This is a genomic window from Pseudomonas sp. A-RE-22 (assembly GCF_019956035.1).
Taxonomy (GTDB): domain Bacteria; phylum Pseudomonadota; class Gammaproteobacteria; order Pseudomonadales; family Pseudomonadaceae; genus Aquipseudomonas; species Aquipseudomonas brassicacearum.
This window is the reverse complement of sequence record NZ_JAHBCZ010000008.1, coordinates 110944-121275: the sequence shown is the minus strand read 5'-3', so window position 1 is coordinate 121275 and position 10332 is coordinate 110944. Positions and strand designations below refer to the sequence as shown.

The window sequence follows — 10332 nt, the reverse complement described above, 5'->3', positions numbered from 1 at the left end:
GGGCGTGAGGTGTTCGGGGAGGGCTTGGGCGGGTGGGTCGATGATGTCCGGCAGGGTGGCGAACACGCTTTTGACGATGAGATCGGCCATCACGCCCAGGGCTGCCAGGTCCAGGTGCTGCAACTTGGGCATCAAGGCCAGGTCGGCTGCCAGGTCCGAGCTGATGTCTTCGCGCAGTTGGGCGATGGCCTGGCGCACCGGGAGGGAGCCGCCGTATTGCTCGCGGGCCAGGAACAGGAACTGCGATCGGTTGGCCTGCACCACATCGAGAAAGATCCGCACCGACGCGTCGATAATGCCGCCCATGACGAATTCGTTGTGGCGTACCAGGCGGATGGTTTCGCGAAAGGTCTGGCCGACTTCGCTGACCAGTGCCAGGCCCAGTTGGTCCATGTCGTCGAAGTGCCGGTAGAACCCGGTGGGCACGATGCCGGCTGTCCGGGCGACTTCCCGCAGGCTCAGGCTGCCGAACCCCCGGCCGCACTCCATCAAATGGCGGGCTGCGTCCATCAGGGCAATTCGGGTCTGTTGTTTCTGTTCGGCGCGGGGCAGCATCGCAAGGCTGGCTTCTGATTCACGGGAGCGACGCACTCTAGCAAATCGGCTTTGCCGACGTCGAACGGTAGAGAGGGATCAGGCGGGGAAAACGAGGGGTTTGAAAAGTCAAAAGCCCGATTGCAGGAATCGGGCTTTTTTCAGGGCCGCCATGCTTCAGCTCACTTCGCCGTTGCGTTCAATCACGCGATCACCACCGCCTTCGGCAAGGGTCTCGCCCAGTTTGGTGCGGGAAGAGCCGTCTTCAGCAAGAGTCTGGCCAGGGGTACGGTCAGAACCGTCTGCGGCAAGGGTCTGGCCAGGGGTACGGTCAGAACCGTCTGCGGCAAGGGTCTGGCCAGGGGTGCGGTCAGAACCGTCTGCGGCAAGGGTTTGGCCTGGGGTGCGGTCAGAACCGTCTGCGGCCAAGGTATCACTCTGTTTGGTACGGTCATAACCGTCCTCAGCGAGACCTTTTTCTTCCAGTTTGTCACGACCACCTTCGGCAACAGTCTGGCTGTAGACAGAATGGCTGTCCTTGACCTGTGGCGTGGCTTGTTCGGAAGCTGGCAATGCAAAGGCAGTCGAGGCCAGCAGTGAAAGGGACAGGCTCATCAGTAATTGGCGTTTCATGATCGTTGCTCCTTGGGAGGGCGATAAAGTGGGTACGAGGGCAATGCTACTCTCGATAAGTCGATATAAAAGTTCATAAACGCAATGGTAATAATCAACGGAATTGATTGTTCTGGGGGAGGGCTCTAGAACGGGCGTTTCCGAGGTGTGGTTTTGCACCGAGGTGGGTATTTTGTACCCGTCGTTGCCTCGCAAATGTGCGGGCGCGGTAACAGTTTGTTGGCTGATCGGTCAGGATTGTTGCTTTTTTTTGTGCCGTTCATCGGCACCTGTGGGCCGCTTTGCCAGTCCAACCCTTCATAACGAACCGACTGCAGGGTCGTGTTCCCAGCGGCGTCGCGGTTGCGGACGCTGACTTGTCATCAGGAGCCTTGTGCATGACGCGCACCTCGAAAATCCTCGCCTGGAGCTTTGCCAGCCTTGTTGTCCTGCTGGCCGTGCTGGTCCTGGTCATCGCCTTCTTCGACTGGAACCGCATCAAGCCCACGCTCAATGCCAAGGTTTCCGAGGAGTTGCATCGCCCCTTTGCCATTAACGGCAACCTGGCGGTGGCCTGGCAGCGTGAGCCGGAGGAAGGGTGCTGGCGAGCCTGGTTGCCGTGGCCCCATGTGGTGGCCGAGGACTTGAGCCTGGGCAACCCGGAGTGGTCGAAAACTCCGCAAATGGTCACGCTAAAACGTGTTGAGTTGCGCGTGTCGCCCTTGGCCTTGCTGGCCCGGCGGGTAGCGATTCCGCGCATCGACCTGACGGAGCCCGACGCCAACCTGCAACGTCTGGCTGATGGGCGCGCCAACTGGACCTTCCAGTTCGATCCGAAAGACCCGGACGCCGAGCCGTCCAGCTGGGTGGTGGACATCGGTGCCATCGGCTTCGACAAAGGCCACGTCACCCTTGACGACCAGACGCTCAAGACCCGGCTCGACCTGTTGATCGACCCGTTGGGCAAACCCATCCCGTTCAGCGATATCGTCGGTGACAAGGCTGCCAAAAAAGCCCAGGACCAGGGCGCGACACCGCAGGACTACGCGTTCGCCTTCAAGGTCGACGGGCAGTATCACGGGCAAGCCCTGGCCGGCTCCGGCAAGGTTGGTGGTTTGCTGGCATTGCAGGATGCGTCACGACCCTTTCCGCTCCAGGCCCAGGCGAAGATCGCCGAGACCCGCGTCGAACTGGCCGGCACCCTCACCGACCCGATGAACCTCGGGGCCCTGGACTTGCGCTTGAAACTGGCTGGCAACAGCCTGGCCCATCTCTACCCGCTGACCGGCGTGACACTGCCGGATTCGCCGCCTTATGCCACCGATGGCCGCTTGATTGCCAAGCTGCATGAGCCGGGTGGGGCGCTGTTTCGCTATGAGGCGTTCAACGGCAAGATCGGCGACAGCGATATCCATGGCGACCTGGCCTATGTCGCCAGCCAGCCCCGGCCGAAACTCAGTGGTGCGCTGGTCTCCAATCAACTGCTGTTCAGTGATCTGGCGCCGCTGATCGGTGCTGACTCCAATACCGAGCAAAAAGCCCGGGGCGGCGCCAGCAAGCAGCCGACCGGCAAGGTCTTGCCCGTGGAAGAGTTTCGCACCGAGCGCTGGAGCGTGATGGACGCCGATGTGGAGTTCACCGGCAAGCGCATCGTCCATAGCGAGCAGTTGCCGTTCACCGACCTTTACACCCATCTGGTGCTCAACGATGGGCAGTTGAGCCTCGAGCCCCTGCGCTTCGGCGTAGCCGGGGGCCGCCTCGATGCGCAGATCCGCCTCAACGGCCATACCCAGCCCCTTGAGGGCCAGGCCAAGCTGACGGCGCGCGGTTTCAAGCTCAAGCAGCTGTTCCCCGGTTTTGAGCCGATGAAAACCAGCTTCGGCGAATTGAACGGCGATGCCGATATCACCGGGCGCGGCAATTCGGTGGCGGCGTTGCTGGGCACCTCCAATGGCACGTTGAAAATGCTCATCAACGATGGCGCCATCAGTCGTGAGCTGATGGAGCTGGCGGGGCTGAACGTCGGCAACTACGTGGTGGGAAAAATCTTTGGCGACAAGGAAGTGAAGATCAACTGCGCGGCGGCGGACTTCGACATCAAGACGGGCCTGGCGACCACGCGCCTGTTCGTGTTCGACACCGAGAACGCGATCATCTACATCGACGGCACGGCGAACATGGCAAATGAACAGCTGGACCTGACCATCACCCCCGAGTCCAAGGGCTGGCGCCTGATTTCCCTGCGCTCGCCGTTGTACGTCCGCGGCCCGTTCGCCAAGCCCGCCGCCGGGGTCAAGGCAGTGCCGCTGATGCTGCGCGGCGCCGGGATGGTGGCATTGGGTGTGATCGCTGCACCGGCCGCCGGCCTGCTCGCGCTGGTAGCGCCAAGCGGCGGTGAGCCGAACCAGTGCGCGCCGCTGCTGGAGCAGATGAAGGCGGGCAAGGCGCCGGTGACAGTCAAGCCCACTCGGTAGCCGAGCCTTGCAATGATACTGCCGGCCCCATCGCGAGCAGGCTCGCTCCCACATTCGACCGAGTTTCTTCAGGAAGAATGCGGTCCCCTGTGGGAGCGAGCCTGCTCGCGATGGCGGTACTAGAGATCAGCCAGAATGTCGGCCATATCATCGGCATGCTCTTCTTCCTGGGCCAGGATGTCTTCGAAGATGCGCCGGGTGGTCGGGTCTTTTTCGCCGATGTACTGGATGATTTCCCGATAGCTGTCGATGGCGATCCGTTCGGCCACCAGGTCCTCGTACACCATTTCCTTGAGGGTGTTGCCCGCCACGTACTGGGCGTGGGAATTGCGGGTCAACAGGTCGGGGTTGAACTCCGGCTCGCCGCCCAATTGCACGATGCGTTCGGCGAGTTTGTCGGCGTGTTCGGCTTCCTGGTTCGCGTGCTCGAGGAATTCACTGGCCGCCACGCTGGCCTTGAGGCCGGTGGCCATGAAGTAGTGGCGCTTGTAGCGCAGCACGCAGACCAGTTCGGTGGCCAGCGCTTCGTTGAGCAGGCGGACAACTTCCTGCCGATCGGCGCCGTAGCCTTCGGTCACTGCGCCGTTCTGCACGTTCTGCCGTGCACGTTCGCGCAGGGTGGTTACATCGGATAAGTGCATGTCGCTCATCTCGTTCTCCTGGAGGCTGATCCGGTGGGAGCGTCACGCTCTGATGGCGCGATCACTCTAAGTCTGAGTGACACGGTCCTGAAAAAGTTTTACCGAGTTTTTCAGCGCATAGCCGGACAGCCGTGCTTCCTCCCCTAGCCACTGGAAGAACGCCCGCACCGGCGGATGGCGTTCGCGGCCCGGGACGCACAGGGCGCTGTAGCCGGCGCCATTGACCTGGACGTCCGGGCGATAGCCCACCAGCAAGCCGCTGGCGATGCTTTCAGAGGCCAGGATATTGCTCGCCAGCACTAGGCCCTGCCCGGCAATCGCCGCTTGCAAGGCGTAATGCTCCTCGTCGTACTCGCGCATGCATGGCTGCCGGGTGAGCCAGTTCTCCCCGGCCTGGGCGCACCAGGCATCCCAGCCGTGGGCGTACAGCTTGGAGTTGTGCCAATGCACGCTGATCAGCGTCGGCACCTGCCGTGCCGCCAGGGCCACCTGTTCAGGCGAGCCATAGACCCCGAAGCTTTCATCGAACAGGCACATGCCGTACAGGTTCGGGTAGGCGTCCAGGCTGTAGCGCACCACCAGGTCGACGCTGGCGTCCTGGTGCAGGTCGATCACTTCGCAGTGGGTGTCCAGGCGCACGTTGATGTTCGGGTGACGCGCATAAAAACGCCCCAGGCGAGGCACCAGCCACAGGGCGGCAAACGCTGCGGTGGTGGACAGTGTCAGGTGGCTGTTGCTGCGTTGCGGGCGCAGGGTGTCGACGCTTTGCGCCACCTCCAGCAATGCCCCGTGCAGGCTGTGGAACAAGCGTTGCCCGCCGTCGGTGAGGCGTACCTGGCGTGGCAGGCGCTCGAACAGCACCAGCCCCAGCCAGGTCTCCAGGGATCGAATCTGATGGGAGACCGCCGTAGGCGTCACCGACAGCTCCGCCGCAGCCGCCTTGAAACTGAGCAGCCGCGCGGCTGCCTCGAAGGCACGCAGGGCGTTGAGCGGCAGGTTGGCGAACATTCTAATTCTCCTGAAATGCGATGGATGAAATTAACTCATCCAGATGAACTAACGCTCATTTGTCCGCCAGCGGCGACGAGCTTCAAGCTGCGAGGCACAAGCAGTGTTGATTGTAGCCGCATAAAAGGAGATTCAGATGAGTAAGATTCTTGTGGTACATGGCAGTCCCCGTGGCGAGCGCTCTCATTCCCGGCGCTTGGCCGAGGCCTTCGTTTCGGCGTGGCAGGCTGACCATCCGCAATCCCAATTGACCCGCCGCGAAGTCGGGCGGGCAGTGATTGCGCCGGTCAACGAAGCGTTCATCGCTGCGGCGTTCTACCCCGAGCCTCAGGCTCGACCGTTGATCATGCAAGCGGACCTGGCCCTGAGCGATGCCTTGGTCGAGGAGTTGCAAGCCCATGACCGATTGGTGATCTCCGCGCCGATGCACAACTTCAGCGTGCCCAGCGGCGTGAAGGCCTGGATCGACCAGATCGTGCGCATCGGGCTGACGTTCAACCACAGCCTGGATAACGGCGTGTCGCACTACGAGCCGCTGTTGCTGGGCAAGAAGGCGCTGATCGTGACCAGTCGCGGCGATTTCGGTTTCGGCCCCGGCGGCCAGCTGGAAAGCATGAACCACGCCGACACGCTGTTGCGCACCGTCCTGGGGTTTATCGGCATCACCGATGTGACGGTGGTGGCGGCCGAAGGCGAGGAGTCGGCCGAGCGCAGCTTTGCGTTGTCCTGCGCCGAGGCCGAGGAGCGTTTGCTGGCGCTGGCGCGGACTTTTTGAAAAAGGGCTGCTGCACAGCCTAACGGGAGCAAGCTCCCTCGCCACGGATTCATCTGGGTGTCATAGACTGGTCATCATCGGTACCGATGCTGAGCCCTCTTGATCACAAGGATGTCGCCATGTCGCAACGCTGCGCCACTCGTTATCCGCTGGTACTGGTCCCGGGCATGCTCGGGTTCATACGCCTGGTGTTGTATCCGTACTGGTATGGGATCGTCTCGGCGTTGCGTCGCGGCGGGGCCGTGGTCGTGGCGGTGAAGGTTTCGCCGCTGCATTCTTCCGAGGTGCGCGGCGAGCAATTGCTGGCGCGTATCGAGGAGGTCCTGCGTCAAACCGGTGCGCAGAAAGTCAACCTGATCGGCCACAGCCAGGGCAGCCTCACCGCCCGCTATGCAGCCGCCAAACGCCCGGACCTGGTGGCGTCGGTCACGTCGGTGGCCGGCACCAACCACGGCTCCGAGCTGGCGGATTACCTGCAAGCCCATTACCCCGCCGACAGTGCCAAGGGGCGCGTGCTCAGTGCCGTGCTGCGCCTGATCAACGCCCTGATGAGCCTGCTGGAAACCGGTTATCGCGGGCCCAAGCTGCCGGTGGACATTCATGCGTCCCATGCCTCCCTGACCACCGCCGGGGTAGCGCTGTTCAACCAACGTTATCCACAGGGCTTGCCGCAAACCTGGGGCGGGAATGGACCGGAAGAGGTCAATGGCGTGCGTTATTACTCGTGGTCCGGCACCTTGCAGCCGGGCAAGACCGACAAGGGGCGCAACCTGTTCGACGGCACCAACCGCAGCTGCCGTTTATTTGCGCGTACGTTTGTGAGGGAAGCGGGGCAATGCGACGGCATGGTCGGACGCTACAGCTCGCACCTGGGCACCGTCATCGGCGATGACTATCCGCTGGACCACTTCGATATCGTCAACCAATCGCTGGGGTTGGTGGGCAAGGGGGCCGAGCCGATCCGGTTGTTTGTCGAGCATGCCGAGCGGTTGAAGGCTGTCGGAGTGTAACCCGCTGGACCGCGTTATCGTTCATCGCGAGCAAGCTCGCTCCCACATTGATGGTGTACACACTCCCCTGTGGGAGCGAGCTTGCTCGCGATGGCGGTAGCTCAGGCACAGAGGAGCAACCTGGTGAAGGTGTAACAGGCTTTGTCTACACTGCACCTCATCGCCACACCCTCGTGTGGCAGCCAGGAGAAACATCATGAAGATGCTGCGTGTCCCTTTGTTGATGATCGGTTTGCTACTGTGTTCCCAGGGCTTCGCCGCGACGGCGCAGCAGACCAAGATGACCACCTGCAACGCCGACGCCACCGCCAAGGCGCTCAAGGGCGACGAGCGCAAGGCCTTCATGAGCACCTGTCTCAAGGCTACCGCCGCACCGAGCACCCCGCAGGAGCGTATGAAAACCTGCAATGCCACGGCCACCACCCAGGCGTTGAAGGGCGATGCTCGCAAGGCGTTCATGAGTGAGTGCCTGAAGAAAAAATAAGCAGAGGATTTTCTGAAGCCTGTGCCGACGATAGGGTCGGCACAGCCACCGAAAAAAAAACCCTGAACTGCGACCAAGGTCGGCCGATACAATCCTAGTGCTGCTAGTGGAAGGCTGGCAGACTGCCGATCCTTTCACGCCGTTTTGTCCTGAGGCTGTATGCCAACGTTTTCTCAGCGTCATGTATTGTTGGTGATCAGTTGGGTGATCATTTTTGGTGGGCTGTTGCTGGTGCTGCCGCTGCGCCTGTTGCCGAGCCTGCTGGCCGGGCTGCTGGTGTTCGAACTGGTCAACATGCTCACCCCGCAGCTGCAGCGACTGATCGAAGGCCGCCGCGCTCGCTGGTTGGCGGTAGCGTTGCTGGGCACGCTGGTGGTCAGTGTGCTGACGTTGATCTTCGCCGGCGCTTTCAGTTTCCTGCTGCATGAAGCGGAAAACCCGGGCGCGTCCCTGGACAAGTTCATGACCGTGGTCGACCGTGCCCGTGGGCAATTGCCGCCGTTCATCGACGCTTACCTGCCGGCCAGCGCTGCCGAGTTCCGGGTGGCGATCGGTGATTGGGTGAGCAAGCACCTGAGCGACCTGCAACTGGTGGGCAAGGACGCGGCCCATATGTTCGTGACGCTGCTGATCGGCATGGTGCTGGGGGCTATCGTTGCCCTGCAGCGCATCCCCGACCTGACCAAGCGCAAGCCCCTGGCCGCCGCGCTGTTCGATCGCCTGAACCTGCTGGTCAAGGCGTTTCGCAACATCGTCTTCGCCCAGATCAAGATTTCCCTGCTCAACACCTTCTTCACCGGGATTTTCCTGGCGGTGGTGCTGCCGCTGTTCGGCATCAAGCTACCGCTGACCAAGACCCTGATCGTGATGACCTTCCTGCTGGGGCTGCTACCGGTCATCGGCAACCTGATGTCCAACACACTGATCACCATTGTCGGCCTGTCGCTGTCGATCTGGGTGGCGGTGGCGGCGCTGGGTTACCTGATCGTGATCCACAAGCTCGAATACTTCCTCAACGCCCGCATCGTCGGCGGGCAGATCAGCGCCAAGTCCTGGGAATTGCTCATGGCGATGCTGGTGTTCGAAGCCGCATTCGGCCTGCCGGGGGTGGTGGCGGGGCCGATTTATTATGCGTATCTCAAGAGTGAGTTGAAGCAGGTGGGGATGGTCTGATCCGGTAGGCGTCGCCTGTTCTGACGTCATCGCGAGCCTGCTCGCGATGAACGCGCCGCAGAACTGGATCAGACCTGTGTGCCGTACCGCTTCATCGCCTCGATCGCCAACCCGCTGCCGATACTGCCGAAGATATTGCCTTCCACATGCTGCGCCTGGGGCAGCATCGCCGAGACGCTGTTGCGCAGCGCCGGGATGCCGCTGGAACCGCCGGTAAAGAACACCGTGTCCACCTGATCGACCCGCACGTTGGCATCGTTGAGCAACTGCGTGACGCTGCCGCGCACCCGCTCCAGCAAGCCGTCGATGGCCGATTCGAACAGTGCCCGGCTCAGGTCCACGCTCAGTCCCGGCTCGATCCGGTCCAGGAGCAAATGGCGCTGGTCGGCGTGGGTCAGCTCGATCTTGGTTTCTTCCACTTCCATCGCCAGCCAGTGCCCGGCGCGCTGTTCGATCAGTTTGAACAGCCGGTCGATGCCGCCAGTGTCTTCGATGTCGTAGCGCATGCTGCCCAGGGCGAGGGTGGATTTTTGCGAGTACACCGCGTTGATGGTGTGCCAGGTCGCCAGGTTCATGTGGTGACTGGTGGGCATGTAGGCGCCACTCTTCATGCGGCTGCCGTAGCCGAACAGCGGCATCAGGCCGGCCAGCGAGAGCTGCTTGTCGAAATCGGTCCCGCCGATGTGCACGCCACCGGTGGCGAGGATGTCGTCGTGGCGATTGTCGTGGGTGCGGCGCTCGGGGGACAGGCGCACCAGGGAGAAGTCCGAAGTACCGCCGCCGATGTCGACGATCAGCACCAGCTCTTCCTTCTCGATGGTCGATTCATAGTCGAATGCCGCCGCGATAGGTTCGTACTGGAACGAAACCTCCTTGAAACCGATGGCGCGGGCGACGTCGACCAAAGTGTTTTCCGCTTCCTGGTCGGCCATTTCATCGTCGTCGACGAAAAACACCGGGCGCCCCAGCACCACTTCTTCGAATTCCCGACCGGCGGTGGCTTCGGCGCGTTTCTTCAACTGGCCGATGAACAGCCCCAGCAGATCCTTGAACGGCATGGCCGTGCCCAACACGCTGGTGTCGTGCTTGATCAGCTTGGAGCCCAGCAGGCTCTTGAGCGAGCGCATCAGCCGGCCTTCGTAGCCTTCCAGGTATTCGTGCAGGGCCAGGCGGCCATACACCGGGCGACGTTCCTCGAGATTGAAAAAGACCACCGAAGGCAGGGTGATCTTGTCGTCCTCCAGCGCGATCAACGTTTCCATGCCGGGGCGCAGCCAGCCGACAGTGGAGTTGGACGTGCCAAAGTCGATGCCGCAGGCACGGGCCGGGGATGCGTTTTTCATGTCTTTCGGGTTCCAGTTGAAAAAACGGCCGCGCAGTGTATGTCAGTGTGGCGCGGATTCGAAGGCCGGTTATCTGCTAATTCGCAAACACCGGCCTTGAAAGACTGGCTTATACCCCCAAACTTGCTGGCATGGGCCTGGTAGCACACGGCGGTACAAGAACCGCCACCGGCTGCCGATAAACTTCTGACGCGCCGCCCGGTCACAAACCTTGAGATTGGTCAAACTCCGGGGCTTGTACCACGAGCATGCTGTGCATGGCGGTGCTATATCGATAA

General features: G+C 61.8%; 10 protein-coding genes. 5 read left to right on the top strand and 5 right to left on the bottom strand.

What is annotated here, in order from left to right; all coding sequences use genetic code 11:
- Positions 1-555: TetR family transcriptional regulator (locus KGA89_RS05245; RefSeq protein WP_223470817.1), on the bottom strand; the 555-nt coding region annotated here is incomplete at its 3' end.
- Between the two features lie 156 nt (positions 556-711).
- On the bottom strand, positions 712-1167 hold the full coding sequence (locus tag KGA89_RS05240; RefSeq protein ID WP_223470816.1) for a hypothetical protein: 456 nt from the start codon (positions 1165-1167) through the stop codon (positions 712-714).
- A gap of 377 nt (positions 1168-1544) precedes the next feature.
- On the opposite strand from KGA89_RS05240, the gene KGA89_RS05235 reads away from it, so the two are divergent.
- Positions 1545-3620, top strand: a complete 2076-nt coding sequence (locus tag KGA89_RS05235) for an AsmA family protein (protein WP_223470815.1) — start codon at positions 1545-1547, stop codon at positions 3618-3620.
- A 119-nt stretch (positions 3621-3739) separates the two neighbouring features.
- Here KGA89_RS05235 and KGA89_RS05230 read toward each other — a convergent pair whose 3' ends face one another.
- Both KGA89_RS05230 and KGA89_RS05225 read right to left on the bottom strand, forming a co-directional pair.
- Positions 3740-4270 (bottom strand): bacterioferritin, encoded by a 531-nt coding sequence (locus KGA89_RS05230; protein ID WP_003197320.1) that lies wholly within the window; start codon positions 4268-4270, stop codon positions 3740-3742.
- A gap of 57 nt (positions 4271-4327) precedes the next feature.
- Positions 4328-5269: a LysR substrate-binding domain-containing protein gene (locus tag KGA89_RS05225; RefSeq protein ID WP_013692142.1), complete on the bottom strand. Its 942-nt coding sequence runs from the start codon at positions 5267-5269 to the stop codon at positions 4328-4330.
- Positions 5270-5405: 136 nt separating this feature from the next.
- Between KGA89_RS05225 and KGA89_RS05220 the strand changes: the two genes are divergently transcribed.
- From KGA89_RS05220 to KGA89_RS05205, 4 genes are all read left to right on the top strand, one after another.
- Complete coding sequence (locus KGA89_RS05220) at positions 5406-6044, top strand: FMN-dependent NADH-azoreductase (protein ID WP_013692143.1); 639 nt, start codon at positions 5406-5408, stop codon at positions 6042-6044.
- A gap of 119 nt (positions 6045-6163) precedes the next feature.
- Positions 6164-7054 carry an esterase/lipase family protein gene (locus KGA89_RS05215; RefSeq protein WP_223470814.1) on the top strand — a complete coding sequence of 297 codons (891 nt, stop codon included), beginning with the start codon at positions 6164-6166 and terminating at the stop codon, positions 7052-7054.
- Between the two features lie 196 nt (positions 7055-7250).
- Positions 7251-7538 (top strand): PsiF family protein, encoded by a 288-nt coding sequence (locus tag KGA89_RS05210; protein ID WP_003197329.1) that lies wholly within the window; start codon positions 7251-7253, stop codon positions 7536-7538.
- Positions 7539-7697: 159 nt separating this feature from the next.
- The gene (locus tag KGA89_RS05205) at positions 7698-8711 is read left to right on the top strand and encodes an AI-2E family transporter (protein ID WP_003197331.1); all 1014 of its coding nucleotides are present in this window, start codon (positions 7698-7700) and stop codon (positions 8709-8711) included.
- Between the two features lie 68 nt (positions 8712-8779).
- Here the strand turns inward: KGA89_RS05205 and KGA89_RS05200 are convergent, their stop codons facing one another.
- The gene (locus tag KGA89_RS05200) at positions 8780-10054 is read right to left on the bottom strand and encodes an Hsp70 family protein (RefSeq protein ID WP_003197332.1); all 1275 of its coding nucleotides are present in this window, start codon (positions 10052-10054) and stop codon (positions 8780-8782) included.
- Between the last annotated feature and the right edge of the window lie 278 nt (positions 10055-10332).

Excerpts from the sequence above, each read along its gene's own strand:
- KGA89_RS05200 (WP_003197332.1), bottom strand. The coding sequence starts at position 10,054 with ATGAAAAACGCATCCCCGGCCCGTGCCTGCGGCATCGACTTTGGCACG.
- KGA89_RS05205 (WP_003197331.1), top strand. The coding sequence starts at position 7,698 with ATGCCAACGTTTTCTCAGCGTCATGTATTGTTGGTGATCAGTTGGGTG.
- KGA89_RS05220 (WP_013692143.1), top strand. The coding sequence starts at position 5,406 with ATGAGTAAGATTCTTGTGGTACATGGCAGTCCCCGTGGCGAGCGCTCT.
- KGA89_RS05225 (WP_013692142.1), bottom strand. The coding sequence starts at position 5,269 with ATGTTCGCCAACCTGCCGCTCAACGCCCTGCGTGCCTTCGAGGCAGCC.
- KGA89_RS05230 (WP_003197320.1), bottom strand. The coding sequence starts at position 4,270 with ATGAGCGACATGCACTTATCCGATGTAACCACCCTGCGCGAACGTGCA.
- KGA89_RS05215 (WP_223470814.1), top strand. The coding sequence starts at position 6,164 with ATGTCGCAACGCTGCGCCACTCGTTATCCGCTGGTACTGGTCCCGGGC.
- KGA89_RS05240 (WP_223470816.1), bottom strand. The coding sequence starts at position 1,167 with ATGAAACGCCAATTACTGATGAGCCTGTCCCTTTCACTGCTGGCCTCG.
- KGA89_RS05210 (WP_003197329.1), top strand. The coding sequence starts at position 7,251 with ATGAAGATGCTGCGTGTCCCTTTGTTGATGATCGGTTTGCTACTGTGT.
- KGA89_RS05235 (WP_223470815.1), top strand. The coding sequence starts at position 1,545 with ATGACGCGCACCTCGAAAATCCTCGCCTGGAGCTTTGCCAGCCTTGTT.